Source organism: Arthrobacter sp. BGA-UO-ETr-C19 (assembly GCF_059568005.1).
Map to the genome: position 1 here is coordinate 49171 of NZ_JCAQPC010000017.1, position 25629 is coordinate 74799.

A 25629-nucleotide genomic window follows, 5' to 3' on the forward strand; every position below is an offset into this window, starting at 1 on the left:
GGGATTAGCGCTTCCCGTGTTTTGCGGTGGACAAGCTTGTTTGCTCATGCCAAGGCACAATGCGATGGCCTCCCAGGACCAGCCGGCATGCCCGGCCGTGCGAACCAAAGACGACCGAAGCTGCCGACGCCCTCAGGCGCATCTGGGCTTAGAGTCTCAGAGAGCAGACCGAGAGCCGAAGCGAAGCGCCACGTTCCCCTTGATGCCCAAATTGTCACGCGATGACCGTGATCCAATCCCCGTCGATTGCGGCGGTGAGAGGCAGGAGCGGGCTGCGCGCCGGCCCGGTGATGACGCTGCCGTCCGATCCGTTGAAAGCGGAGCCGTGACAGGGACATTCAAAATTCATACCGGCAGGCGCCACCGCGCAACCGGCATGTGTGCACGTTGCGTCATAAGCCACGACCGTGCGGTCTTCAGATCTGAAGACAACGATGGTCCTTCCATTGGCTTTCCCGGTGGCGGTGTCGCCTACGTTAACCTCGCTCAGCTTCCCGATCCGGAAGGGACGGCCGGGTGGCGCTGAAGCACCGGGAGTCGCCGGGACGGTGGTGCTGCCCGCGGGTGAAACCGAGCAGGCGGACAGGGCCAGCGCGCCGCCCACCGTAGTAGCAGCCGTACCTAGCAACAGGCAACGTCTAGGCAGGGGTTTTCCGGACTTCATCGAGCTATCGTGTCATCTCCACCTCAATGTATGCTGCACCTCCTGAAAACTCCGCACGCCGAGGCGTGCGCCGGGCGACGCCGGGGAGCGGAACTCCGACCACCTCAACGACTGATTCGAACCCTTCAACAACTCGTCCGTTCCAGCCTTCGTGCGCTGACCGTGGAAGCCCGAACCGGCTGCTTTTTCAGCACACTTGAACGCTAAGGGACATTTCGTCAACCTGGGGGAGTAGTCGGACGAGTCATTCTCCACCTGCAGGCGAGGCCGAGTACCGGAGCCCTGACTAGGGCGTGTCTCCTTATTGCGGTAGCCAGATGATGACGGCGTAAAGGACGACGCCGGCGCGGTGCCGATAAAGGGGGGCAGGTCAGCTGGGCCTGGCGCAGGTACTGGTTTCAACGGCTAAAGCACAGGCCATCAGCGGCTGATGGCGTTCGGTCGGGCTGCCGGGCCGTCGCCGGGAATTTTAATTTCACTCTTGGTGGTGGTTCACCGTGAGGCTGGGGTTTCTGACGTCCATGGCTTGTGCTGGTGCGTGAGCCAAACCAATGCAGGGTTCAGGGAACGCACCAGTAGCTGGCCGTGCGTGTGGGGTTTATCGACTTCGTCGAACCAGACTGCCGTATCGCCAGCGATGATAGTCGGGCCTTCTTCTCCGTCGATGACAACGATTTGTGAGCCTTGGGTGTGGCCTGGCGCTGAAAGGAGTCGCAGCCCGGGAAGCAGTTCCAACTCGCCGTCGACCGGAACGTAATGAATTCCGGGTGGATCCACCCATTCAGGGATGGTGTAGTCGTTCTGGTTGCGGGCGTCGTCGAGTTCCTGACGCTGAACGTAGATGGGCTTGCCCGCGAAGAGGTGATTGCCTCCGCAGTGGTCGAAGTGCAGGTGGGTGTTGACGACGATGTCGACGCTTTGGACGTCGAAGTCCTGTTCCTCTAGCGGGTAAAGGCGGGGATCCATGTCGGCAACCGCGGGATGAAGCTGAGTCATGCCCGTGTCCACCAGTACACGCGCGTCGGGGTGGTCAATGACGTGCACGTAGACCGGCATCGGTTCGCCTTCGGGAACCAGCTCGGCTACACGGACGGCGGTAACAGGGATTGCAGCGGAATTCACTTCTTTACCTCAGTTCCAGATGGCCTTGACGTGTCCCGGAGCAGGAGACCGACGAGCCGAGGGCTGGCTGCCCTAGTCTAGAATCCCATCCGCCGACGCGTCCGTCGAGTAACTGCACCGGAACCAGGGATCCTGATTCGGCGGGCAGGGCAGCTTGATTCCGGCCTCGCTTGGGTGGGAAACGGACAGTAAGGAAGGTCCCTTTCACGCCCCTCCCGCGGGCGTTGCGAACGCCGATAATGGAGATTCCCTAAACTTACGAGGTTTTCGGCCCGTTACCGCCCTTGGATCATCGGGGCGTACTATCGCCAGGAATCATTTCCCTCCGGTTGGGTACGGTATCCCCATGGCGGCATTCGAGAAGCGAGAAGACCCCGGCTCCACACTGCTGACTGTCATCATCGCCTTTGCGGCGAACGCCCTCGTTGCCGCCGCGAAGTCTGTGGCTGCCGTTCTCACCGGATCTGCCTCCATGACCGCAGAAGCCGCGCACTCCTGGGCAGACACCGGCAACCAAGTGTTCCTCTTCGTGGCGGAACGGCGCTCCCGCCGTCCGCGGGATGAAAGCCATCCGATGGGCTATGGCCGGGAAGCATATGTCTGGTCGATGTTCGCCGCTTTCGGGCTCTTCACCGCAGGGGCGGTGGTGTCCATCATGCACGGCATCCAGCAGATTCTCGCCCCGGAGCCCGCGTCCGACTTCCTGGTGGCGTACGTGGTCCTGGCCGTGGCCTTTGTCCTCGAAGGAATTTCCTTCGTGCAGGCTTTCCGCCAGACCCGGGAGGCAGCCCATGAGCTGGAACGGCACACCCTGGAGCAGGTCCTGATTAGCTCCGATCCCACTCTGCGCGCCGTCTTTGCGGAAGACGCTGCCGCGCTCATTGGCCTGGTGATCGCGTTTGCCGGCGTGCTCCTGCACCAGGTCACCGGGTCGCCTCTGCCGGACGCTGTGGGCTCGATAGTCGTCGGCGTTCTGCTGGCGGTTGTTGCCGTTGTGCTGATCGACCGCAACCGGCGGTTCCTGGTGGGCCAGGGCGTAACCCCCGACATCGAACGTTCCATGGCCCGGCGCGTGCTCGAACACCGGGACATTGCCCGGCTCACCTACCTCCACATGGAGTTCGTCGGCCCCCGCAAGCTGTACGTCGTCGCGGCCGTGGACCTGCAGGGCGACCACCGGGAACACGAGGTAGCCGTGACCCTGCGTCGGATCGAGCGCGAGCTGGAGGACCACGAAACGGTGGAGGAAGCCGTGCTGACGCTGGCGACTCCGGACGAAACCGCCTTGCGCTTGTAAGGACGCGCTGAGGGAAAACGAAGCCCGGGACGAGCTGTCCGGGGGTCCCGTTCGAACCCGTCCGGGCTGGAGGCGGAGCTGAGCCGCCAGGACTGCCGTCAGGCGTTTCCGGAGCGCTGACACGGCGGCCGGTCGCATCAGCTTCAACGGGCGCGGCGATATTGGTCGCGGCTCCCAGGTAGAGGGGACGGTCCGTGCCGTGGGAGCTGGTCTCCGCCTGCATGGTGTCCCATCGTCCAGACGGTATCTGGACGAACGTGTCCTCAATCTGCGAAGGGCCAGGGATGGTTCCAAGGCACTGCCGGCCCGGCGGACCGTCACGGGTGCTATCCGGGTCTCGGCAGGAGCGTCGGCTTGGACCTGTAGCATCGGGCGCATGACTCCAGAGCACGAGAACTATGTCGAGTACCTGATCCATGTCGGTGAGGAGCTGACCGGCATCAGCCTTGAGCAGTTGGGGTACAAGCCGAGCCCGGAGGACCTCAACGCTGATGAACGAAACGACCTGGAGACCTGGGACGTGGACTGGATGGAGTCGGTCACCCCGGAGCAGCGGGACAAAAGCCTGTTCCAGGCAAAACTGCTGGCTGGCGCGCTCTGGGAGGCATCAGCCGTCCTAATCGACCAGCTCTTCGAGGACATCGCCGAATTGCGCGGACTTGATGAGGTCACCCGGCAGGACATCGCCGGCAGCTTCGTGCTATCCGGGTTGCCGCCCAGGCACGCCGGGAAATACCATATCCGGTTCGCCCAGCGGTTTCTGGTTATTGCCACAGACATGGCCAGTGCGCTGGTCCGCGGCTGGACCCACCCGTCCTGCGTGGCCCAGGAGCTTGCGGTCCGGTGCCTGCTGGACCAGGTGGAAGTCATCCAGGACCTGTACGGGCTGGACCTGGCCGACGGCTGGCGCGGCCGGCTTGAAGAACTCATGCTCGAAGATACGGACAGCGAAATGCTCTACCAGAATGCGATGGACGGGTTCGAAGGCGATTTTGAACTCAACATGCAGCTCGGCCTCGCCCCCATGGAGCTGAAGGACTGGTTCGAGCCGTTCAACGACTCGTACGTTCCTGCCTTCGTGCATTAATCACGAAGCCCGGCGCCCCTTTTTCTCACTGCTTACGGAACGCCGATAATCGGCGTTTCGTCAACCTACAGGCCGGACGTCTGGTATCCCGTGGCTGTGGCAGCGTTGGGTGGCGCTACCATCAGTCGCCGCATTCCGTGTCCCGGCCAGAGGGCCACCGGGTTTGGCCTAAGAACACCCAATACCCTTGCAAAGCGCCTAACTCACAAAACTCACACTTAGTCACGACAAAATTTGCCATGAAGCTCCCTGGCGAAAGCTTTCGTTTCGACTGCGGATCACGGCCGTCAGATGGTGAGCACCACTTTGCCCGACACCTTGCCGTCTTCCAGGAACCGGAGCGCGTCCCTAGCCTCAGCCAGCGTGAAGGCCCGGTCGAGGGCTGGGGTTATTTTGCCGGCCTCAATGAGCGGGGTGAGGTCCAGGAGGTCGGCGGCGCGGACGAGGCCGAGGAACATGGTCAGCCGTTGGCCGATGAAAGGTGACAGTGCCAGGGCGCCCAGCTGGCGGTGCAGGCCTCCGGTCAGTTTCCCGCCGCCCTCGCCGCCGGTGATGACGGCCGTTCCGTTAGCTGTTAGGGCCCGGCGCAGGCGCGAGATCGGCGGGTTTCCCGCGATGTCCAGGATGAGGTCATACGGGCCAGCGTCTGCGAAGCCCTCACGGGTGTAGTCGATAACGTGGTCCGCGCCGAGGGCGCGGACAAACCCGACCTTGCCAGTACTGCAGACTCCGGTAACCTGCGCACCGTAGGCTTTGGCCAGCTGGACCGCGTAGCTGCCGACGCCGCCGGACGCGCCGGTGACCAGCACCTTCTGCCCCTCCCTGATGTTCCCGGCGCGCAGGCCCTGAAGGGCAGTGACCGCGGAGACCGGCACCGCTGCGGCCTGCTCGAAGGAGAGTGACTGGGGCTTCGCGGCCAGTTTGGCCTCGGGTGCAACAGCGAATTCGGCGTAGGAGCCGCGGCCGCTGCCGTACACCGCGTCTCCGACGGCGAACCGCGTGACGTCGGGGCCTACGGCTTCTACCGTTCCTGCGAGATCCAGGCCGAGAACCGGGTCCTTCGGTTTCCGGACGCCGAATGCGACACGGCCCAGGTACGGCAGGCCGGTCATCATGTGCCAGACTCCGCGGTCGACGCCGGCCGCCCTGACGCGAATCAGCACGTCGTCGCCGTTGACAACAGGGCGGGGCACCCGTTCCAGTCGGAGCACCTCCGGCCCACCGTAGGTTTCCCGAACGATAGCGCGCATGTCCCCGACGGTCCTGGTGCCCTGTCGTTGAGAGTGCCCCTGCATTTTCATATCGTTCCCGTCCATGGGGGTAATTGACTTTCGTACGCTGTACGAAAAGAGTATCGTACGATGTACGCAAGCGGAAGGGCCGGGAGGAGCAGAGATTGAAGGACGCAGGCACGGGCAGCAGGGGCCGGGCGGGGCTCAGCCGCGAGAAGGTCCTGCAGAAGGCTCTGGAGTTGGCGGATACGGACGGTATCACTGCCCTGTCGATACGTTCTCTGGCCCAGAGCATGGGCACCAAGCCGATGACTCTGTACTACTACGTGGCCAACAAGGACCAGATCCTTGACGGCCTTGTGGACCTCGTCTTCACCGAGATCGATACACCGGAAGCTGGAGGTGACTGGAAGGAACAGATGCGCCGGCGGGCCCACTCGGCGCGCGAAGTGCTGCACCGGCATCCGTGGGCGGTCGGGCTGCTGGAATCCCGCAAAGCTCCCGGCCCGGCGACCCTAAAGCACCACGAGGCAACGCTGGGGACACTGCGTGCCGCGGGCTTTACCGTGCAACAGACCGCCCGGGCCTACTCGCTGCTGGACAGCTACATCTACGGGTTCGCCCTGCAGGAAGCCGCACTGCCCATAGCAGGCAATGAGCCGATGGCGGAGGTGGCCGGTCCCATCATGGAACGGTTCGCGACCGGGGAATACCCGCACATGGTCGAGATCGCCACGCAGGTCGTCATGCAGCCCGGCTACGACTACGGCAACGAATTCGCCTACGGGCTGGAGTTGATCCTCGATGCGTTGGAACCGGCACCGGCCGGCTAGCTGCTGCTGCTCCAACTTCCTCCGCCGCCATGAAGAAGAGGAAGAGCAAACGATCTACCCAACGGCCCACGCAACAACCAGCAGCGTTCCCACGCACAGGATGGTGGTGCAGAGGATGACGTCGCGGGCCACGCTCATGCCCCGGCCGTAGGGGGAGGCGAAGAGGAAGACATTCTGCGCGGTGGGGAGGGCCGCCATGATCACGCTGGCCAGCAGGTGCTGCCCCTCGAGCCCGAAGACAAACCGGCCCAGCAGCCAGACAACCAAAGGCATGCCGGCGATCTTCAGGAATGTGGCCACCAGCGTCTCCGTCCGGCCGTCGTCCTTCCGCAGCGGAGCGCGGCCGGCAAGGGAAAGGCCGAAGGCAAGCAGCACCATGGGGACAGCCCCGCCCGCCAGCATGTCAATGGGCTTCTGCAGCAGTTCCGGCGCGTTCCAGCCGGTCACAGCCACCACCACGCCCAGCGCGGAGGCGATGATCATGGGGTTGGACAGCGGCTGGAGCAGCACTTTCTTCCACGAAATCCGGGCACCGGAGAAGATCCCCAGCAGCGTGAGGTAAAACGGGGCCATGACCAGGAGCTGCACCAGCAGCACCGGCGCCACGTGCTGGGCCGTGCCGACGGCGTACAGCGAGACCGGAATGCCGATGTTGTTGGCGTTGGCGTAGCTGCTGGCCATCGCGCCGACGGCGGTCTCCGCGGCGGGGCGCCGGAAGAACAGGAAGCTCAGCAGCCAATAGAGAAGCCCCACCGCCGCTGCCGAAAGCAGCGCCAGCGGGGCATCGGTTCCGAGTGCGGCCCGGATGTCGGAGCCGGCCACCACGGTGTACAGCAGGGCGGGGTTGGTGATGTAGAAGGCGGTGCGAGTCAGTGCACCCTGCACTTCGGGCCCCAGAATGCCGAACCTGGCAGCGAGGTAACCGACGGCGATGACTGCCGAAACGATGAGAATTCCGGAGACAACGCCGCCCACTCTTGACCCTTCAATTCATGTTATTCCGCACGGCCGGCTCCCGTTGCGCGGGTTGCGCGAGATTGCGCGAGGAGGTCCGGCCGTGCGGAAGGTCTGTAACTCCAGTACTACCGGACCAGGCAGGGCCGCTTCGGGTCGAAGGACCAGCCGTCGATGTAGTACTGCATGCCGATGCTGTCGTCGCGCGCATCCAGTCCGTGCTCCAGATACAGCTGGTGCGCCTTGTCCAACGCGTCGCGGTCCAGTTCAATTCCGAGCCCGGGCGCAGCCGGAACCTCGATGGCGCCGCCCTTGATCTGGAGCGGGTTCTTGGTGAGGCCCTGTCCGTCCTGCCAGATCCAGTGCGTGTCCAGTGCGGTGATCTCGCCGGGTGCTGCCGCGCCGGTGTGCGTAAACATGGCCAGTGAGATGTCGAAGTGGTTGTTCGAGTGCGAGCCCCAGGTCAGGCCGAACTCGTTGCACAGCTGCGCCACCCGGACCGAGCCGTGCATGGTCCAGAAGTGCGGGTCCGCCAGCGGGATGTCCACGGCGTTGCTTCGGATGGCGTGGGACATCTCCCGCCAGTCCGTGGCGATCATGTTGGTGGCCGTCTTCAGACCCGTGGCGCGCCGGAACTCGGCCATGACCTCGCGTCCGGAGAAGCGGCCCTCTGCGCCGCAGGGATCCTCGGCATAGGCCACCACGCCCTGCATCCGCTTGCCCAGCCGGATGGCCTCCTCCAGCAGCCAGCCGCCGTTCGGATCCAGCGTGACGCGGGCATCCGGGAAGCGCTTGGCCAGGGCCGTGACCACGTCCACCTCGTCGTCGCCGGACAGCACGCCGCCCTTGAGCTTGAAATCGCTGAAGCCGTAACGTTCCTGCGCGGCTTCGGCCAGCGCCACCACGGCCTCGGGAGTCATGGCCTCCTGGCGGCGCAGCTCTGCCCAGCGGTCCGACGGCGCCTCCTCCACGAGGTAGGGCAGTTCCGTCCGCTTGTGGTCACCGATGAAGAACAGGTACCCGAGCATGGGTACAGACGTACGCTGCTGTCCGTCGCCCAGCAGTTCGGCCACCGGAACGCCCAGGAACTGCCCGTGCAGGTCCAGCAGTGCGGATTCGACGGCGGTGACAGCGTGGACGGTGGTGCGCAGGTCGAAGGTCTGCAGCCCGCGGCCGCCGGCGTCGCGGTCGGCGAACTCGGCGGCGATCTCCCGCAGCAGGGAGCGGTAGCGGGCCACCGGCTTGCCGGCGATCAGGGTGCCGGCTTCCTCGATGGTGGTGCGGATCTTCTCGCCGCCCGGGACCTCGCCGAGGCCGGTCCGGCCGTCGGAGTCGGTCACGATGACCACGTTTCGGGTGAAGAACGGCCCGTGGGCGCCGCTGAGGTTCATCAGCATGCTGTCGTAGCCCGCAACCGGGACCACTTCCACGCGGGCAATTGTCGGCTGGGCGGTCACGCGTTGACCTCCTCTTTCTCTGCAGCGGGAACCTGATCAGCGGGGACCACGTCACCGTCGATGCGGCGGTTCAGCTGCCACGGGTTGGCGTCCTTGAGCGGTGCGGGCAGCAGTTCCTGGGGCAGGTTCTGGTAGGCGACCGGCCGGAGGAACCGGTTGATGGCCAGCGTACCCACTGAGGTGGTGCGTGTGTCGGACGTGGCGGGGAAGGGTCCGCCGTGGACCATGGCATGTCCCACTTCGACGCCGGTGGGCCAGCCGTTGACGATGATGCGTCCCACCTTCTGCTCCAGAGCGGGGATCAGTTGTGCCGCCGTCGGGTAGTCCTCTTCGGTGAGCTGCAGGGAAGCGGTGAGCTGGCCTTCGATCCGGTTGGTGGCCTGAATGAGTTCTTCGGCGGAGGAGTAGCGGATCACCAGGGACGCTGCGCCGAAGATTTCCGCGTGCAGCACCTCGTTGCTGATGAAGTTGCTGATGTCGGTGCCGTAGATGGCCGGGGCCGGGGCGTTCTGGGTGGGGCCGGGGGTTCCGGTGCCGACGACGGTCACGTTCTCGGCGGCGCCGAGCGCCTCCGTTCCGGTGTTCCAGGAGCCGGCGATGCCTGCGGTCAGCATGGTCTGTCCGGCGCAGGTGGAGACAGCGCGTCCGACGGCGGCAGCCAGTTTGTCGCCTGCCTCGCCGGCGGGGGCGAACAGCAGGCCGGGGGAGGTGCAGAGCTGGCCGGAGCTGCCGGTGACGGCGGTGATGTACTGCTGTGCCAGTGCGTCAATCTGTTCGGCGGAGCCGTTCAGGGCGCCGGGGAAGACGAAGACCGGGTTCAGGGAAGACATCTCCGCGTACACGGGGATGGGTTCGGGGCGTGCGGCGGCGGTGCGCATCAGGGCGATGCCGGCGCTCTGGGAGCCGGTGAAGCCGACGGCCTTGATGGCGGGGTCGGCCACGAGGGCCTGGCCGATGCTGCTGCCCGGGCCGTAGATGAGGGAGAAGACGCCCGGGTGGAGGCCGAGGTCGGCAACGGCCTTGGCGATGGCCTGGCCCACGAGTTCGCTGGTGCCGGGGTGGGCGTTGTGCGCCTTGAACACCACGGGGCAGCCGGCGGCGAGGGCCGAGGCGGTGTCTCCGCCCGCCGTCGAAAAGGCCAGCGGGAAGTTGCTGGCGCCGAAGACGGCGACAGGACCCAGCGGGATCTGGCGCTGGCGGATGTCGGCGCGCGGCAGCGGTGTCCGGTCGGGAATGGCCGGGTCGATGCGCACGCCGCGGAAGTCGCCCTGCCGGACGACGTTGGCGAAGAGGCGCAGCTGTCCGGTGGTGCGGGCGCGTTCGCCCTGCAGGCGGGCTGCCGGCAGGCCGGTTTCCTGGCCGGCGCGGACGATCAGGTCGTCGCCGATGGCTTCGATGTTGTCCGCGATGGCGTCCAGGAACGCGGCGTGGGTTTCGGGGTCAAGGGTGCTGAAGGACTCGAAGGCGTCGGCGGCTGCGGTGGTGGCGGCCTTGAGCTGCTCCCCGGTGAGCAGGGTGTAGGCAGGTTCGAGCGCCTCGTTGGTGGCCGGGTTGAAGGCGAAGGTGGTTTTGCCTTCGCCGGCAACGGTCTGTCCGGCGATCAGGGAGTGTCCGGTGAGGGTCACGGTGGTTCCTCCTGGGTAAAGGTGGGTTTGGCTAAACGGCCGGCAACTAGGAGACCTTGGCGATGAGCGCCTTGAGGTCGGCCAGGTCCTGCGGTGCCAGGTTCTGCAGCGGGGGACGGACGCCGCCGGCGGAGCGGCCGATCGCGTCGAGGCCACCCTTGACGATGGAGACAGCGTAGCCCTTCACACGGTCACGGATGTCCAGATACGGAATGACGAAGTCGTTGAGCTTCTGGTTGACGGCCACGCGGTCGTTGTTGCGGACGTCCTGGTAGAAGTCGAGTGCGAACTGCGGAACGAAGTTGTACATGGCGCTGGAGTAGGTGCTCATGCCCAGCTGCAGGAGCGGCAGGGCGAAGGTCTCTGCCGTGGGGAGGCCGCCGAGGTAGAAGAGGCGGTCGCCGAGCTTGGCGTAGACGCGGGCATCGTGCTCGAGGTCGCCCACGCCGTCCTTGAAGCCGATCAGGTTCTCGTGCCGGTCGGCCAGGGTGGCCACGGTGGTGTCCTTGTAGATGGCGTTGGCGCGGTTGTAGATGATGACACCCAGCGACGTGGCGCTGCAGATGGCGCTGACGTGCTCGGTCAGGCCGCCCTGGTCGGCTTCGGTCAGGTACGGCGGCAGAAGCAGGATGCCCTCGGCGCCTGCGGCCTCGGCAGCCTGGGCGTTTTCGATGGCCTGGGCCGTGGAGCCGCCGGCGGAGGCCAGAACGGGAACGGTGCTGCCGACTTCCTCGACGGCGGCGCGAACCACGCGGGCTGACTCGGCCGGGGTGAGGGAGAACCCCTCACCCGTGCCGCCGGCGGCGAAGAGGCCGGCAACGGGGTAGCTGGCCTGCCATGCCAGGTGCTTGCGGTAGTTCTCCTCGTCGAACTGCAGCTCTGCATCGAAGGAGGTCACGGGGAAGGAGAGCAGCCCTTCCTTGAGGATGTTTGCGAGTTCCTGGGGTGAGTACTTTGCCACGGGATGGTCCTTGAAGTTGGCGCCGGGGGCGGCGGGGGCTGGGTGGTGCTTCCCTGTCAGCGTAGGGAGACCCGTCCATGCCTGTCCAAGTGCTTTTTTGTATCCATTGATACCCTCGATGCATTGAGCCCTCGAAGTAAGGGGAGGTCAATTGGCCGCGAACTCCAGGTCGCGCAGCAGGCGCACCAACGCCGGGTTCTTGGCGTCGCGGTTCCAGATGGCATGCAGCTCCACCGGTTCTTCTTCCCCGCTGGCCAGTTGCAGGAACGAAACCCCGCGGATCCCCAGCGCAGTTGCCGAATGCGGCACGAAGGCCACGCCGCGCTTGGCGGCCACGAGCGAGACCATGGTGAGGATCTGGCTCACGGTGTGCACCACGTTTTCATGCCGGATAGCGTGCAGACGGACCACGAGGTCGTAGAAGTACCTGGCCTGCGTGGGGGAGTGCATGATGAGCGGCTCGTCCTTGAGGTCCTCGTTCTCAATGTCCCGCTTGAGGCCAGCAAGGGGATGCGATGCGGGAACCGCCAGCACCATCGACTCACGGTACAGCAGGTGGGAGTCGAAGACTTCCGTATCAAAAGGCGGGCGGGCCAGGCCCAGGTCCAGTTCGCCGGTGAGCAGGCCCTGGATCTGCTCGCCGGTGACCAGCTCCTGTAGGTCGATGTCCACGTCGGGCACGATTGCACCGATCTCCTCCAGGAGAGGACCGAGGATGCTGAAGCCGCTCGCGGCGGTAAAACCGATGCGGAGGTGGCCTTGCCGGCCGGAGGCGATGCGCCGTGCGGTGACGGGGGCCCTGCTGGCGAGGGCCATGAGCCTGCGGGCCTCGTCAAGGAAGGCGCGTCCCGCGGCGGTCAACTCGACCCGCCGGTTGTCCCGCTGGAGGAGTTCGGCCCCCACGGTCTTCTCCAGCTTCTGTATCTGGCGGCTGAGCGGAGGCTGGGTCATGTTGAGGCGCTCGGCGGCCCTGCCGAAGTGGAGTTCCTCGGCCACGGCGATGAACCCTGTCAGCTGGTCGAAGGTAAACACGATGCCCTCCCGGTATTACTCGATGCATATTTGGGCTTAGACATGCATCATAGCGTCTCCCTACACTCTACCTAGCGAACGGGCAGTGACCCGGTTCACACCACCTACGGGCTGAGGCAGCCCGCAGTGCAAACGAGGAGTTTCAATGATGCACTTCCCCAACCGCCGCGCCATTCTCGGAGCGGCGTCCGCCATCACCCTGCTGGCCCTGACGGCATGCGGCAACGTTTCCGGCGGCAGCAGCGACTCATCAAAGTACCCCAACGGCCCGGTCAACCTCACCGTCGGCCAGGCTCCCGGCGGCAGCACCGACCTCATCGCGCGGGCCATCTCCGAGGGCGCGGCCAAGACCCTTGGCGCACCGATGCCCGTGGTCAACAAGCCGGGCGCCAACGGCGCACTTGCCAGCAAGGAGGTGGCAGGAAAGCCGGCGGACGGCCAGAACCTGCTGCTCATCAACGCCTCCCTGATCACCATCACGCCGCTGGCCGTGACCCAGGACGAGGCCGTCAACATCGATGACTTTGACATCATCACCGGTCTGTCCCAGGACGACTACGTGCTCGTTGCCAGCGAAAAGTCCGGCTTCAAGTCCATCAAGGACGTGACCTCGGCCGGCCGCAACGTCACCTACGGCACCACCGGCGTGGGCACCGGCAGCCAGCTCGCCCAGACCGTTCTGTTCAAGCAGGCCAACGTGAAAGGCACGGATGTTCCCTTCGACAGCGGCAAGCCAGCACTGACCGCCGTCCTGGGCAACCAGGTGGAACTGGCCACCATCCAGCTTGGCGAGGCCATGCCGCAGATCGAGGCCGGCAAGGTGTCACCGCTGCTCGTCTTCTCGGAGGCGCGCAACTCCTTCCTGCCGGACACACCCACCGCCAAGGAATCCGGCTATGACGTCCCGGTGGCCCAGTACCGCGCCATCGCCGCTCCCAAGGGAACCCCGCAGGAAGTCAAGGACAAGCTCCTCGCCGCCATCCAGGACACCCTGAAGTCGGACGCATACAAGGAGTTCAACAAGAAGAACATGCTGACCCCGAAGGAAATCTCCGGTGCTGAAGTAGTCACCCAGTGGAAGGACTACGCAGCCAAGTACAAGGCCCTGGTGGAGAAGTACAGCATCAGCCTTGCCGGGAACAAGTGATTCCAGTGCAGGCAGCATCACCGGTATCCGGCGGCGGGAACAGCTCCAGCGCTGTTTCCTCCGCCGGGAACGGCACCAATGATCTTCCCGACGCCGAGCCCGACGACCTGACGCCCGAGCAGCTGGCAGCCCAGTGGGAGGAAGAAAAGCCGCCGACGGCCGGCGCGCTGGCCAACGTGGGGTCTTCCCTGGTGGTCATCGGCGTCGGCATCGGAGCGGTGGTCCTGTCCGTTGCCATGGGCCTGGGCACACCGTCCGCACCCCAACCGGGCCTGTGGCCGTTCATAATCAGCTGCGTCATGGTGGTCCTCGGGCTGTTCCAGCTGATCATGGGCCGGCGCAACCGGGATGCGGAGAAGTTCACCCGCATGTCAGTGGCCCCGCTGACCGGGCTGGTCACCCTGGCCGCCATGGTGGCCCTCATGCCGATTGCCGGCTTTGAACTGCCGGCCCTGGTGCTGTGCATCATCTGGATGCGCTTCCTCGGCGGCGAAACCTGGCGCTCCACGCTCCTGGTCAGCGCCGTCGTCGTGGCAGCTTTCTACGGCATCTTCGTGACGGCGCTCAACACTTCCATCCCCCACCTCTTCTAGGAGACCACCGTGGATTTCCTGAATCCCGTGATCAACGGATTTGCAGTCGTCCTGGAGCCAATGAACCTCCTGTACTGCCTGATCGGCGTCGTCATCGGCATGCTGATCGGTGTATTGCCCGGTCTGGGGCCCGCGGCAACCATCGCCATCCTGCTCCCGCTCACCTACAACGTTGAGCCCGTCACCGCCATCATCATGCTGGCCGGCATCTTCTACGGCGCCCAGTATGGCGGCACCATCACCTCGGTGCTGCTGCGGCTGCCCGGTGAAGCATCCTCCGTGGTGACCGTGTTCGACGGCTACCAGATGGCCAAACAGGGACGGGCCGGCACGGCCCTGGGCCTGGCGTCCATCGGCTCGTTCATCGGCGGAACCGCAGCCATCATCGGCCTGACGTTCCTGGCTCCGATCGTGGCGAGCTTCGCCCTGGACTTCGGTCCCGCCGAGTACACCGCCCTGGCGCTGCTGGGCATCCTGCTGGTGGCCACCATAAGCAGCGGTTCCAAGACCAAGGCACTCATCGCGGCCGCCCTCGGCCTGCTGCTGGCAACGGTTGGCCGGGACATCTTCACGGGTGAAAACCGGTTTACCTTCGGCAGCCTGGAACTGGCCGACGGCATCGACTTCGTGCCGATCGCCATGGGCATCTTCGGCCTCGGCGAGATCCTCTACAACCTTGAGGAGCGCCACCGCGCCGCAAAGGCGCCCTCCGCCGTCGCAAATGTCTGGCCCTCCCGGGGTGACCTGAAGCAGGCGTCCGGCGCCATCGGACGCGGCTCGGTCCTCGGCTTCTTCCTGGGCATCCTGCCCGGCGGCGGTGCCACCATCGCTTCGATGGCCTCCTACGCCATGGAAAAGAAGCGGGCCAAGCAGCCGGAGCGCTTCGGCAAGGGCGCGCCGGAGGGCGTGGCCGGTCCGGAGACCGCCAACAACGCTGCGGCGACGTCCTCGTTCATTCCGCTGCTGACGCTCGGCATCCCGGCCAACGCCACCATGGCGCTGATGTTCGGTGCGCTGCTGATCCAGGGCGTCACCCCGGGCCCGCAGCTCGTGGAGCAGGACCCGGGACTGTTCTGGGGCGTGGTGAACTCCATGTACATCGGCAACATCCTGCTGCTGATCATGAGCCTGCCGCTGGTGGGTATCTTCGTGAAGATCCTCCGCGTGCGCGCCGCCATCCTGGCGCCCGTCACGGCGCTGATCACCCTGCTCGGCGCGTACACGATCAACAACAGCATGTTCGACGTGACGCTCGTGGTGGTCTTCGGGATCGTGGGCTACCTGATGAAGAAATTCGGCTTCGAGCCCGGTCCGCTGGTGCTGGCATTCGTGCTGGGCTCCCTGCTGGAGAGCTCCCTCCGCCGCGCACTGCTGGTATTCGGCGGCGACCCCCTGGGCTTCTTCAGCCGGCCCATCTCCGCCACGCTCCTCATCGTGTTCGTTGTTGTGGCCGCGCTCCCGGGCATCCGCTCCGCGCTGGCCAAGCGCAAGGCCACAGTCCCCGCGGGCACCGCCGCCACAGAAATCAAGGAGAAGGTATGAGCATCATCGTCGGATTCGTCCCCACCCCCGCGGGGGAGGCTGCCCTCGCGGCAGGCATCGCGGAGGCCCGCCTCCGCAACCAGGATCTGGTGATCGTTAACTCCGCCCGTGAAGGCGCCCTGGTGGACAAGTCGGTGGCGCCGGACGACGTCCTGGCCAACGCCTCCCGGCAGGCAGCGGATGCCGGCGTGACGGCCAGGGTGATTCAACCGCCCTACCAGCATGACCTGGCCGATGAGTTCCTCGACGTCGCACGGGAGGAAAACGCCTCCCTGATCGTCATCGGGCTGCGGCACCGCACGCAGGTGGGCAAGTTCATCCTGGGCAGCCACGCCCAGCGCATCCTGATGCAGGCTGACCGTCCCGTTCTGGCCGTGAAGGCCGACGGCGGCCAGTTTTAGTTCCCCATGCACCGCTTGGTAAGAGGCGGGCCGGGCTCCCGTTCGGGATTCCGGCCCGCCTCAGCTACACGCCAAAGCCCGGTCAGGATCACCCTGCGGTGACGTCCGACTCTTAACCTGCTTCAAAGGAATAACGGCGACCGCAGGGCCCTTGTCCTAATCGGGCCATCGACCACCGGCGGCCTCGTGAAAGGACATTTTGCCTACTGCCTTCATCCCGTTCACCATGTGCGCCGCGGTCCGTGACGACCACCGGCGCTCCTTCCGCACCGACCTGGAACGGCTCACCTCCACCCACCGTGGCTGGGCGCCGTTGGACGTGGTCAAGTCCACCAACACCAAGGCTCTCCTCCGCGGAGCGATCCCGCAGAGCGTTCACACGGCCACCGACGCGGGTCTCGCCCGCTACCTCCAGGACCGCCTCGCCGCTGACACGGACATCCACCTGGATCTCACAGTCAGCATCGAGCGATAAAAGGATCTGCATTCCCTGGAGTCGCGGGAGGTTGGATTTTTCGGTCTTCACCCGCCCCACGGGGCGAGGGAAGGCCGATCAGGCAGAAGCCTGGGTGCTGGCCTCGTCGCCCATGTCCGGGCCTTCGGCCTCTGATGCCGCCGCGGTGTTGGAAAGCAATGCCCGGCGCGCGGAAGCGACGTGATGACGCATGGTCGCGCTGGCGGCTTCCCCGTTCCGCGTCTGCAGTGCGTACAGGATGGCCCGGTGCTCATTGAGCGCATCCCGCCGCGGGTGCTTGCGGGTCAGGCTTCGGTACTGCCGCATGACGAGCGCATACAGCAACTGGTCCGTGAAGCCCGACAAGGTGGGCTGCCGGGCAGCATCGCGGACCAACTTGTGGAACTGACGGTTCAACCTGGAGTACTCAGCTTCTTGGCGGTCGTACTCCGCTGAGCCCATCTGTTCGCAGATCGCCGCGAGCTCATCGAGCTCCTGGTCGGTGGCACGCTCGGCGGCCTTGGCTGCCAATGCCGATTCCAGGATCTCGCGGGCCTCGAGGATTTCCACCGCTTCTTCCACAGTGAATATCCGTGTCCGCACGCCGCGGTGGGGTTCGCTGGTGAGGTAGCCCTCCGACACCAGCCGGGCGGTGACAGAGCGGACGGTTCCACGCGAGACGTCCAACAGCGTGGTCAACTCCGCGTCGGTCAGGCGAACGTTCGGTTTGAAATGCCCCGAAATGATGAGGTTCCGCAGATCCTCATAGGCCTGGTTGGACCGGGTGGAGGCCAGGTCAGCGGTGACCGATGTTAGCTCACTCATGTGCTGTGACCCTTCCGTGCTACACATGGCGAATGTATCAGGTCGTGCCCAAAGCGGGGTAAAGACGCCGGGTGGTGCCACTGAAAATGCCAGAGCGATTGTCCGCGGACACCAGACTCAAGACCCGTTCCGCCAGTGCGCGCAACTCATCCAAGGGCTGTTCGGCTGCCGGGCAGTTCGAGCCCCAGGCGATCCTGTTCGCGCCAAACGCCTCGATTACGGGGTCCAGGAAGTCCCGTGCCCGTTCCCCGATGTCGTCAAGGCCCTCCAGCGTGCGGTGGGTCAGCTTCAGGTGAAGCCCGGAATGCCCTGCCAGCGCCGTGAGGTCGTTGGCGGCTTTCGTGGGGGAAGTGCGGACGTCCGGGTACCCGCAGTGGTCCAGGAGGATAGTGGCGTTCGAATGGCGCGAGAGCAGGTCTTTGAGGACGGGGGCGGTGTCGTCACCGAGCCGGAGCTGCAGGCAGACTGGGACCTGTTCCTGGCTTGCTGCCGCCCAAAATTCGTCCGTCGCTTCGTCAGCGAACCACATGCCCTGCTCGGAAACCGTGCTGCCGGTGGTAAACAGCCGAACCCCGGCCAAGCCGCGTTCGACGCCAGTGCGCAGCCGCCTACTTGCATCGGCCTCCAACGGATCGAATGTTCCGACTGCAACGAATCTGTCGGGCCAGCGGGCTGCCGAGTCGAGAACGTAGCTGTTGTCATAGCCGTAGGCGGTTGTGGCCTGCACGAGGACGGCCTGGGCGATGCCGGTGTCGTCCATGCGCTGGAGGAGCTGTTCCGCGGTGACGGGGCGTTCGCTGGCCCACACTGACTGGTGACCGCCCAGCGGCGCCCGAGGGTATGTGTCCGTGTCGGACGCGAGGATATGGCAGTGGCTGTCGACGATGTCCATGTGTCTCCTTCTTGAATTGTGGTTGTTCAGCAGTCGGCGTAGGTGCCGGGTGCGAAGATCGGGTCGCCCGGGTGTCCGTCAATGAGGCCCTGGTCCCGGCTGAAGCGCTGCAGCGCTTCGATGCTCGCTTTGTTGCTTTCGAGTCCGTACGGGATCGGGTCCGCGCCGATCATGCGTCCCTGCTTCGCCAGGCGCGGCAGCGCAGTCCACGTGGGGTCCTCATCCAGATGGAGTTGCTTGCTTTGCGCGAATGCGGCGTAGAGCTTTGTCGGCAGACTGGGATCCTTTTCGACAAGTTCATTGCGGACAACAATCACCGAGTGCAGCGGATAGATGCCCGTGCGAAGGTATGAATCCCGCTCAATGATGTCGCTGTCCGGGAACAGAGGGTAAGTCTCGCCGGTCTCGGTTGCAGGTGTCGCCGATTCCCAGCCGGCAGTCGGTGCGCCCGCCCGTCCGGTGCCCGCGTTGCCGGTGAATGCGGCGTCCACCTCGCCGGCAAGGAGCAGTGAACCCAGCGACCGCCCATCCGTGACTCGTTCCACATTGGAGGGCACCTTGCCTTCGACGTGGTCATCGTCGTCGATGACCCACGTGATCGAATTCAAATCCACACCGTAGTCCTCGTGCAGAATGCCGCGGCCCCACACGCCGGTGCTCACTGAGTATGCGCGCACGCCAACGCGGCGGCCCTCAAGATCGGTTGGAACCACGACGCCGGATCCCGGCGCGCATTGCAGGTCACCGTGATGGAACCGGCGGTTGAGGAAGACAGGGATCGCGGTGACCGGTACCCCGGCTTCCCGGGCCATCAGGTACGAAACCGGGGCCAGTTCGCAAACGTCGAACTCCAGGTCGCGGATCATCCTGCGATAGGCCGCGATGATCGGCTTGACCTCGATCGGCTTGACCACGTAGCCCTCGACGGTCGCGCGGCCGTCGAGAACGGCCGCTGAATGAGGATAGTCGCCCAAGGCGACGGTTAGATGTTCCACCAAGACCTCCATTGATTGTTGGACAATGCATTCACTGTAGCACGCTGGCTGATGAGCGCCAGAGTCCTTCGCTAATCCTTGTTGTAGTCACGGAATCCGCGGTATTAAGCCGATTTTTTGCTTTTTTGGCAACAAAGCGTGAGCCCCTTCACAAGCTGGCTAACCGAGTGGTACCGTCAATGTTGTTATACAAAACGACTCACGGTCGCTTCTCAAGCCCACCCTCCGCCACTGACGGCAGACCTGGCCGCTGACAAGGACCAACGACTGAACCGGAGCCTTTCTTGATCACCATCACCCAGCGCGTATCAGTTCCCCATCCGCCTGACATTGTCTGGAGCGTTCTCTCCGATCCCCACAAAGTGGTGGCATGCATCGACGGCTCCCGCTTGGGCGAATTCCATGACGACGGCAGCTTTGATGCACTGATGGCCGTCCGCTTCGCAGCCATCAAAGTCTCGTTCAAAGCCCGGGCAAACCTGGTCCTTGATGAGGGCGCCCGGACCGGGCGGCTTGAGGCGAAAGGCAGCGACAGCCGCGGTTCAACCCGCGTTCAGGGCCATGCCGACTACAGCGTCCAGCCCGATGCAGATGGATCGGTGGTCATCCTTGACGGTCAGATCGACATCGGGGGAGCGCTCGCTTCGCTGATTACGACTGGCGCCTCAATTGTTGTCGACCGAATGACCAAGTCGTTCACCGACAGCCTCATCAGCACATGTGCCCAGCTCGATCCGAACAGCGAAAGCGTCCAGGAAACCGATGCCGAGCGGAAACCGCGTCTTGGGAACCTGTTCAGGGGCGCCGGTGCACGCGTCGGAAGCTCTGCGGAAGGAAGTCGGAACTGATGAGACTTAACCGCATCATCGACAAGTTTGAAAAGGGCGAACGCGTCTTCGCCACCTTCGCCTCGCCCGACCCCGCCGGAGCGGTCGCGGTCCGCGATGCCGGCTACGACGCGCTCCTGTTTGAGGCTGAGCACAAGCCCTGGGACGTGCCTCAGCTCAAGGACTCCATGCAGTACCTGCTTGACCGCCGGCAGGTGTTCGAAGCTGACACCCTGGCGCCAGGGACCACCCCCTTGGTCAGGATTCCGCCTAACGGCGGGGAAAGGTCGCAGTGGCACGCCAAGCAGGCCCTTGATCTGGGGGCGTACGGCATCGTGTGGCCCCATGTCGACACTGTGGGGGATGCCCGCAACGCCGTGGCGGCGTGCCGCTACCCCAGCATCCACCAGGACGAGAGCCGTGAACCTTTCGGCCTGCGCGGCGACAGCCCCGCCTGGGCCGCGCGTTACTGGGGCGTGCCCGTGAATGAGTACTACGAGCGTGCGGACGTCTGGCCGCTGGCACCAAAGGGGGAGATCCTGGTCGGCCTCATGATCGAGAGCGTCCGGGCCGTTGAAAACCTCGACACCATCCTTGAACAGGTCCCCGGCGTTGGTTTGATCCTCGTAGGGGAAGGCGACCTGAGCCAGGAACTTGGCGTACCGCGCCAGTTCGAGCACCCCACCGTGCAGGCCCACCGCGACCGGGTTGTGGAGATCTGCAATGCCAGGGGAGTCCCCGTCGGGCACCCGCACGTGACCGAGAGGAACATCGACGAGGTCCTGGAGAAGGGATACCAGTTCCTGATGACCGCCCCCGTCGTGACCTACCCCGGCCTCGTCCGCGGACGAAACCTCACGGCCGTGGCCGAAACCGCCGGCATCCGATAACCAGGAGATCAGAAGAGACCATGTACATCGACATACACGCGCATTTCACCACTGTTCCCGACGCCCTGAAGACCTGGCGCGACCGCCAGATCGTGGAGATCGAAGAACACGGCCGCCACCTCTCCGCCGACGACCTGGAAATCTCGGACGACGAGATCGCCGCCGCACTCACCGAGGGGCAGCTGGCACTGCAGGCACAGCACGGCATCGACCTGGCACTGCTGTCTCCCATCGCCGGCAAGATGGCTCACCACTACGGGGATCAGGAGACCAGCCTGACGTGGAGCAGGCTGAGCAACGACACGGTCCACCGGGCCTCGGTCCTGTTTCCGGACAGCTTCGCCAACGTGTGCCAGCTGCCGCAGTCACCCGTCGGCGACATTGAAGTCTGTGTCGAGGAACTGCGCCGATGCGTCGAGGAGCTCGGCTTCGTCGGCTGCAACCTGAACCCGGACCATTCGGACGGTTACTGGCAGGCTCCGCCGATAACGGACCGCTACTACTACCCGCTGTATGAGGCCATGGTGGAACTCGGCGTGCCGGCCATGGTGCATTCCTCGATGTCCGCCAACCCTGCCGTGCACGGAACCTGCGCCCACTACCTCAACGGCGACACCACCGCGTTCATGCAGCTGTGCCAGTCCGACCTGTTCCGGGACTTCCCCGATCTGAAGCTGATCCTGCCCCACGGCGGCGGCGCAGTGCCGTACCACTGGGGCCGCTATCAGGGCGTCATGCAGGACCAGGGCCGCGGCGACCTGATCGACATCATCGGCGACAACCTGTACTTCGACACCTGCGTCTACGGCGCCCGTGGTCTCCAGCTCCTGGTTGACACCGTGCCCTCGAAGAACATCCTGTTCGCGTCCGAGATGCTCGGGGCCGTCCGAGGAGTGGATCCGGCTTCCGGCCACCGCTATGACGACACCCGCTTCCTGCTGGATTCTCTGGACTTCGCCGCACCATCGCACCGGGAGGCCATCGCTGCAACCAACGCCCTGGCTGTGTTCCCGCGGCTGCGCCAGCGACTTGAGGAACGAGGCCAAATCCTGCCCACGACCGGCGTTCCGGTTGACGCCACCGCGACGGCAGCGAACTGACGAGGAGGAACCATGACCAAGGTTTACGAAGCACTGGCGGATGCATTCATCGCCGAGGGAACATCACATGTGTTCGGCATGACGGGCGATGCCAACATGCACTGGATGCATGCCATGGCCGAGCGCGGAGCAACGCTGTTCGAAGCCCGCCACGAGGGTTCAGGCCTCGCCATGGCTGATGGTTGGGCACGCGGTGCCCGGCAACCAGGAGTGGCATCGACCACGAGTGGGCCAGGCGTCACCCAATTGGCCACCAGCCTTGTCTGCGCCAGCCGGGCAAGGACCCCGCTCGTCATATTCTGCGGCGAAGTGGCCCTGGGTGACCTGGGGGCCACCCAGTATCTTGACCAAGCAAAGTTTGCCGAAGGCGTCGAATGCGGTTTCGTGCAGGTCTCCTCACCAGCCCGGGCCCAGCAGGCAGTCCAACGGGCCTTCTGGCTGGCCCGGACCACCTCACGGCCGGTGATGGTCAGCGCACCAACAAACGTTCAGCAGGCTGAGTTCGACGGCGCGCCCGATTACATCCCCTCGACCGCCCTGATCGACAACGCCCTGGCACAGCCCGCACCCGAGCGCATCGACGAGGCGGTCAAAATCCTCGCCGAAAGTGAAAAGGTGGTGGTTCTTGTGGGCAAGGGCGCACGCGCCGCCGACGTCGGGGACCTCGTCCTTGCCCTGCAAAGCAAGACCAACGCGCTCATCACCACCACACTCCAGACAAAGAACTGGCTGCGCGACCGGACACCCTATTTCGCCGGTATCTCCGGCCTGTACGGCACGTCAACAGCTCATGAGCTCCTGCAGGAAGCGGATTGCCTGGTAGCCGTGGGCGCCAGCCTGAATCACTACACGACAGAGCACGGATATCTGTATCCTGAGGCCCGGATCATACACATTGATCATGCCGATCAGATCATCAACGGAACCGGGCAGCCAGCTGACTGCTACGTCCGCGGAGACGCAAGGCCATCCCTTGAAGCATTGGTGAAAGCCCTCCCGGACACCACAGAACACGACGGCTACCACACCGCCGACATCGCCGAACAGCTGAGCTATGCCGACACGTTGAATGAACCGTTCGTCCAAGAAGAGGGCCGGCTTGACCCGCGCGAGGTTATCCTCGCTCTTGACCGGCTGGCTCCCGCTGAGCTGCCGCTCGTGATGGGCAGTGGCCACCAGACCGACTTCGGCACCATGCTCTTCACCCGGCCGCGTGAAATCGTGTCCAACTACGGCCTTTTCGGCGCGATCGGCCAGGCGCCCCTGCTGACAATGGGCTGGAGCGCAGCCCGCGCGCAACCGACGTTTGTGGTGGAGGGTGACGCCAGCTTCATTATGCATTTGGCGGAGTTCGACACCGCGTGCCGCTACCAATGGCCTGTTCTGGTCATCGTTATGAACGATGAAGCCCTCGGCGCGGAATACCACAAATCGGGAGCACACGGGCTGAATCCCGAATTGACTGCCATCCCGTCCCCCGACCTGGGGGCCGCCGCGATCGCACTCGGCGGAAAGGGCGCCATGGTCCGCAGCATCGCCGAACTCGAGACCGCCGTACAGGAGTTCGTGGCCAACCCCTCGCCGACGGTCGTCGATGTCCGCATCACCCGCAAGGTACTCAGCGTCCCCTACCGGAGGCTCTGGCAGGCGGAGGACGTATGAGCGTCCCCGCCGCCCGGACAGCATCAAAAGACCACGGCAGATCCGTGTTCGCACATTAGAAAGGAAGGCACGTCAATGACGACCGCCGAAATTGAGTTTTTGATCAACGACAAGGAACTTGCAGGAGCCGCCCTTGCCGCCCTGGAGTCGCATTCCTCGGTTGGAGGTGTAACTGCGTCCCCCCTGCGGCCGGTGCATAACGGATTCAAGCCCTTCGTCGCCGGACAGAGCTACGAAGTCAGCGAGATCGCAATCGTCACCATGCTCCAAGCCGTGGCACACGACCGGCCAGCGCTGTTCCTCCCGCTGACCGCCCTTGGCAGGCACCAGCACCAGACGCTGATCAGCACCCAGCAGTTCTCCGTCGCCGACCTGCCCGGCCGAACCGTCGGCGTCCGGGCCTGGAGCCAGACCACAGGCATGTGGGTACGTGGCTTCCTGTCCCACCAGTACAACGTGGACCTGCGCTCAGTGCGCTGGCGCACCTACGAAGGCGGACACATCCCGGAGCAGGCCGAGCCCTCCTGGGTGGAACAGGCTGAGGATGGTGCGAGCCTGGCCAGGGACCTGCTGGAAGGGCGCGTTGATTTCGCAATCATGGGCAACGACCGACCCGATGATGCCCGCGTGCACAGCGTCATCACCGACCCGGCGGCCGCGTCCGAGGAATGGGCCGAGAAGGTCGGCTACGTTCCGGTAAACCACGTCTTCGCCGTGCGGGAGAGCGCGGCCCGTGAACTCGGCGCCGCCGTCTGCGGCATGTACGACGCGGTCGCCGAACGCCTGGAAGCCCGAAAAGAGGGGACGGCCGGCGTGCCGCTGGAACCCTACGGCTTCGCCGCGCTCCGCCCCGCCGTCGCAGCCGCGGCGCAGTACGCATGGGAACAGGAACTGCTGCCCCGGCCCGTGGACTACGACGAGCTGGTGGCACACACCTGCGCCGCCTTGGGCGTCCCGGCTTCCCGACTGGGCGGCTAGGTGAACCGATTGTTATACGAAGTGAACCAGAAATCCGTGAAAGCGATCCGGAAACTCTTGAAAGTGGCGGAAATCACTGTTAGCTTGAGTCTGGATTGTACAACAAAGCATCGTTCAGCAAAGGAGCTTCGATGACCGCCCCCTGGACCGTGGCACTGCGGGACTACGACCACACGCGTCCCCTCAAAGACGGCACCGTGGTCCCGGAAGGCGTCGATCTGGAATTCATCGAGATCGAGCCCATCCACCGGACCTTCGCTCCGATGGTGCGTGAGGGACGCTACGACTTCTGCGAGTTGGCAATAGCCACCCTGTTCCAGGCCATCGAAGCAGACGTGCCCGTCGTGGCTTTGCCGGTAGTCCTGCACGGCAACTTCCACCACCGTTCGATCTCCGTCTGGGACGGCGATGGCAGGGTCAGCCCCGAAGACCTCGCCGGACGCAGGATCGGCGTCCGCGCCCACAGCCAGACCACCGGCCTGTGGGTCCGCGGAATGCTCTCCGACACGTACGGGCTGCGCTCCCAGGACGTCACCTGGGTCACCACTGAAGGCCCGCACGTGGCCACCGCACATGAACCCGCCAACGTAGAACGCACGGACGCGAAGCTGGTGGACCTGCTCACGGCAGGGGAAGTCTCCGCCGTCGTGATGGGCTCCCGATCAGCCGACCACGTCCCCGGCCTGGAGCCGCTGCTTCCCGACTGGAAAGCACGCCAGGAGCAGTACCACGAGGAAAACGGCTGGGTGCCGATCAACCATTTGGCCGTTGTCCGGCGCGAACTGGTCGAAGCACACCCCGATGGAGTCCGGGCGGTCTACCGGGCCATGCAGGAAAGCATCGATGCTGCCCGTCCTGAGGTTCCCGGTGGCACGACCCGGGAAATGGTCATCCAGTACGGCGTCACCGACAGCCTGCTCGCAACCCTTGAAACAGCCATCCGCTACGCCCGGGAACAAGAGATCATCCGGGGCGAGCTATCCGCCGACAAAATCTTCGCCGACTTCGAGAAATACGTGGGGGAGGCATGACCGGCCAGCGCCCGGTCCCATGCCCCCA

At 64.8% G+C, this 25629-nt stretch carries 25 protein-coding genes; 14 read left to right on the forward strand and 11 right to left on the reverse strand.

The features are described 5' to 3' along the window. Positions 1–214: 214 nt before the first annotated feature. A complete protein-coding gene (locus AC57BR_RS09625; protein WP_496359908.1) occupies positions 215–664 on the reverse strand; it encodes a Rieske (2Fe-2S) protein in 450 nt (149 codons plus the stop codon). 492 nt (positions 665–1156) lie between these two features. Further along, positions 1157–1786, reverse strand: coding sequence for an MBL fold metallo-hydrolase (locus AC57BR_RS09630; RefSeq protein WP_496359910.1), 630 nt, complete (start codon positions 1784–1786; stop codon positions 1157–1159). A 346-nt stretch (positions 1787–2132) separates the two neighbouring features. Here AC57BR_RS09630 and AC57BR_RS09635 point away from each other — a divergent pair, with 346 nt between their 5' ends. Both AC57BR_RS09635 and AC57BR_RS09640 read left to right on the forward strand, forming a co-directional pair. Continuing rightward, positions 2133–3083, forward strand: a complete 951-nt coding sequence (locus AC57BR_RS09635) for a cation diffusion facilitator family transporter (RefSeq protein ID WP_496359912.1) — start codon at positions 2133–2135, stop codon at positions 3081–3083. Positions 3084–3459: 376 nt separating this feature from the next. Further along, a complete protein-coding gene (locus AC57BR_RS09640; protein WP_496359914.1) occupies positions 3460–4170 on the forward strand; it encodes a hypothetical protein in 711 nt (236 codons plus the stop codon). 287 nt (positions 4171–4457) lie between these two features. Here the strand turns inward: AC57BR_RS09640 and AC57BR_RS09645 are convergent, their stop codons facing one another. Beyond that, the gene (locus tag AC57BR_RS09645; RefSeq protein WP_496359916.1) at positions 4458–5420 is read right to left on the reverse strand and encodes an NAD(P)-dependent alcohol dehydrogenase; all 963 of its coding nucleotides are present in this window, start codon (positions 5418–5420) and stop codon (positions 4458–4460) included. A gap of 146 nt (positions 5421–5566) precedes the next feature. Here AC57BR_RS09645 and AC57BR_RS09650 point away from each other — a divergent pair, with 146 nt between their 5' ends. After that, positions 5567–6235: a TetR/AcrR family transcriptional regulator gene (locus AC57BR_RS09650; protein ID WP_496359918.1), complete on the forward strand. Its 669-nt coding sequence runs from the start codon at positions 5567–5569 to the stop codon at positions 6233–6235. 54 nt (positions 6236–6289) lie between these two features. Here the strand turns inward: AC57BR_RS09650 and AC57BR_RS09655 are convergent, their stop codons facing one another. From AC57BR_RS09655 to AC57BR_RS09675, 5 genes are all read right to left on the reverse strand, one after another. Beyond that, positions 6290–7210 (reverse strand): AEC family transporter, encoded by a 921-nt coding sequence (locus AC57BR_RS09655; protein ID WP_496359920.1) that lies wholly within the window; start codon positions 7208–7210, stop codon positions 6290–6292. A gap of 107 nt (positions 7211–7317) precedes the next feature. Further along, positions 7318–8646, reverse strand: coding sequence for an enolase C-terminal domain-like protein (locus AC57BR_RS09660; protein ID WP_496359922.1), 1329 nt, complete (start codon positions 8644–8646; stop codon positions 7318–7320). Beyond that, entirely contained in the window at positions 8643–10271 is a 1629-nt protein-coding gene (locus AC57BR_RS09665) for an aldehyde dehydrogenase (NADP(+)) (RefSeq protein ID WP_496359924.1), read from the reverse strand. The genes AC57BR_RS09660 and AC57BR_RS09665 overlap by 4 nt, the downstream gene beginning before the upstream one ends. 46 nt (positions 10272–10317) lie before the next feature. Then, on the reverse strand, positions 10318–11232 hold the full coding sequence (gene kdgD / locus AC57BR_RS09670; RefSeq protein WP_496359926.1) for a 5-dehydro-4-deoxyglucarate dehydratase: 915 nt from the start codon (positions 11230–11232) through the stop codon (positions 10318–10320). Positions 11233–11379: 147 nt separating this feature from the next. Then, positions 11380–12264 (reverse strand): LysR family transcriptional regulator, encoded by an 885-nt coding sequence (locus AC57BR_RS09675; protein WP_496359928.1) that lies wholly within the window; start codon positions 12262–12264, stop codon positions 11380–11382. Positions 12265–12409: 145 nt separating this feature from the next. On the opposite strand from AC57BR_RS09675, the gene AC57BR_RS09680 reads away from it, so the two are divergent. The 5 genes from AC57BR_RS09680 to AC57BR_RS09700 all read left to right on the forward strand — a co-directional run bounded on the left by AC57BR_RS09680 (position 12410) and on the right by AC57BR_RS09700 (position 16422). Then, positions 12410–13411, forward strand: a complete 1002-nt coding sequence (locus AC57BR_RS09680) for a Bug family tripartite tricarboxylate transporter substrate binding protein (RefSeq protein ID WP_496359930.1) — start codon at positions 12410–12412, stop codon at positions 13409–13411. Positions 13412–13416: 5 nt separating this feature from the next. Further along, on the forward strand, positions 13417–14004 hold the full coding sequence (locus AC57BR_RS09685) for a tripartite tricarboxylate transporter TctB family protein (RefSeq protein WP_496359932.1): 588 nt from the start codon (positions 13417–13419) through the stop codon (positions 14002–14004). 9 nt (positions 14005–14013) lie between these two features. Further along, positions 14014–15546, forward strand: coding sequence for a tripartite tricarboxylate transporter permease (locus tag AC57BR_RS09690; protein ID WP_496359934.1), 1533 nt, complete (start codon positions 14014–14016; stop codon positions 15544–15546). After that, entirely contained in the window at positions 15543–15947 is a 405-nt protein-coding gene (locus AC57BR_RS09695) for a universal stress protein (RefSeq protein WP_003800481.1), read from the forward strand. Before AC57BR_RS09690 ends, AC57BR_RS09695 begins: the two co-directional genes overlap by 4 nt. 199 nt (positions 15948–16146) lie before the next feature. After that, complete coding sequence (locus AC57BR_RS09700; protein ID WP_496359936.1) at positions 16147–16422, forward strand: hypothetical protein; 276 nt, start codon at positions 16147–16149, stop codon at positions 16420–16422. A 78-nt stretch (positions 16423–16500) separates the two neighbouring features. Here the strand turns inward: AC57BR_RS09700 and AC57BR_RS09705 are convergent, their stop codons facing one another. The 3 genes from AC57BR_RS09705 to AC57BR_RS09715 are packed head-to-tail and all read right to left on the reverse strand — an operon-like array spanning position 16501 to position 19113. Continuing rightward, positions 16501–17226 (reverse strand): GntR family transcriptional regulator, encoded by a 726-nt coding sequence (locus AC57BR_RS09705; RefSeq protein WP_496359938.1) that lies wholly within the window; start codon positions 17224–17226, stop codon positions 16501–16503. Between the two features lie 37 nt (positions 17227–17263). Then, positions 17264–18118: an amidohydrolase family protein gene (locus AC57BR_RS09710; protein ID WP_496359940.1), complete on the reverse strand. Its 855-nt coding sequence runs from the start codon at positions 18116–18118 to the stop codon at positions 17264–17266. Positions 18119–18144: 26 nt separating this feature from the next. After that, complete coding sequence (locus tag AC57BR_RS09715) at positions 18145–19113, reverse strand: substrate-binding domain-containing protein (RefSeq protein ID WP_496359942.1); 969 nt, start codon at positions 19111–19113, stop codon at positions 18145–18147. A gap of 284 nt (positions 19114–19397) precedes the next feature. Between AC57BR_RS09715 and AC57BR_RS09720 the strand changes: the two genes are divergently transcribed. The 6 genes from AC57BR_RS09720 (at position 19398) to AC57BR_RS09745 (ending at position 25601) form a co-directional block, all read left to right on the forward strand. Continuing rightward, a complete protein-coding gene (locus tag AC57BR_RS09720; protein WP_496359944.1) occupies positions 19398–19961 on the forward strand; it encodes an SRPBCC family protein in 564 nt (187 codons plus the stop codon). Beyond that, positions 19961–20830 (forward strand): HpcH/HpaI aldolase family protein, encoded by an 870-nt coding sequence (locus tag AC57BR_RS09725; protein WP_496359946.1) that lies wholly within the window; start codon positions 19961–19963, stop codon positions 20828–20830. Before AC57BR_RS09720 ends, AC57BR_RS09725 begins: the two co-directional genes overlap by 1 nt. 20 nt (positions 20831–20850) lie before the next feature. Further along, complete coding sequence (locus tag AC57BR_RS09730) at positions 20851–21930, forward strand: amidohydrolase family protein (RefSeq protein ID WP_496359948.1); 1080 nt, start codon at positions 20851–20853, stop codon at positions 21928–21930. A gap of 12 nt (positions 21931–21942) precedes the next feature. Next, entirely contained in the window at positions 21943–23592 is a 1650-nt protein-coding gene (locus AC57BR_RS09735; RefSeq protein WP_496359950.1) for a thiamine pyrophosphate-binding protein, read from the forward strand. Between the two features lie 75 nt (positions 23593–23667). Continuing rightward, positions 23668–24570, forward strand: a complete 903-nt coding sequence (locus AC57BR_RS09740; protein WP_496359952.1) for a hypothetical protein — start codon at positions 23668–23670, stop codon at positions 24568–24570. 131 nt (positions 24571–24701) lie between these two features. Next, positions 24702–25601 carry an ABC transporter substrate-binding protein gene (locus AC57BR_RS09745; RefSeq protein WP_496359954.1) on the forward strand — a complete coding sequence of 300 codons (900 nt, stop codon included), beginning with the start codon at positions 24702–24704 and terminating at the stop codon, positions 25599–25601. Positions 25602–25629 lie beyond the last annotated feature (28 nt).

Bases quoted from the DNA above. Each gene is read 5' to 3' on its own strand.
- AC57BR_RS09625 (WP_496359908.1), bottom strand. From the start codon at position 664: ATGAAGTCCGGAAAACCCCTGCCTAGACGTTGCCTGTTGCTAGGTACG.
- AC57BR_RS09635 (WP_496359912.1), top strand. From the start codon at position 2,133: ATGGCGGCATTCGAGAAGCGAGAAGACCCCGGCTCCACACTGCTGACT.
- AC57BR_RS09640 (WP_496359914.1), top strand. From the start codon at position 3,460: ATGACTCCAGAGCACGAGAACTATGTCGAGTACCTGATCCATGTCGGT.
- AC57BR_RS09645 (WP_496359916.1), bottom strand. From the start codon at position 5,420: ATGCGCGCTATCGTTCGGGAAACCTACGGTGGGCCGGAGGTGCTCCGA.
- AC57BR_RS09680 (WP_496359930.1), top strand. From the start codon at position 12,410: ATGATGCACTTCCCCAACCGCCGCGCCATTCTCGGAGCGGCGTCCGCC.
- AC57BR_RS09695 (WP_003800481.1), top strand. From the start codon at position 15,543: ATGAGCATCATCGTCGGATTCGTCCCCACCCCCGCGGGGGAGGCTGCC.
- AC57BR_RS09705 (WP_496359938.1), bottom strand. From the start codon at position 17,226: ATGAGTGAGCTAACATCGGTCACCGCTGACCTGGCCTCCACCCGGTCC.
- AC57BR_RS09710 (WP_496359940.1), bottom strand. From the start codon at position 18,118: ATGGACATCGTCGACAGCCACTGCCATATCCTCGCGTCCGACACGGAC.
- AC57BR_RS09725 (WP_496359946.1), top strand. From the start codon at position 19,961: ATGAGACTTAACCGCATCATCGACAAGTTTGAAAAGGGCGAACGCGTC.
- AC57BR_RS09730 (WP_496359948.1), top strand. From the start codon at position 20,851: ATGTACATCGACATACACGCGCATTTCACCACTGTTCCCGACGCCCTG.
- AC57BR_RS09735 (WP_496359950.1), top strand. From the start codon at position 21,943: ATGACCAAGGTTTACGAAGCACTGGCGGATGCATTCATCGCCGAGGGA.
- AC57BR_RS09740 (WP_496359952.1), top strand. From the start codon at position 23,668: ATGACGACCGCCGAAATTGAGTTTTTGATCAACGACAAGGAACTTGCA.
- AC57BR_RS09745 (WP_496359954.1), top strand. From the start codon at position 24,702: ATGACCGCCCCCTGGACCGTGGCACTGCGGGACTACGACCACACGCGT.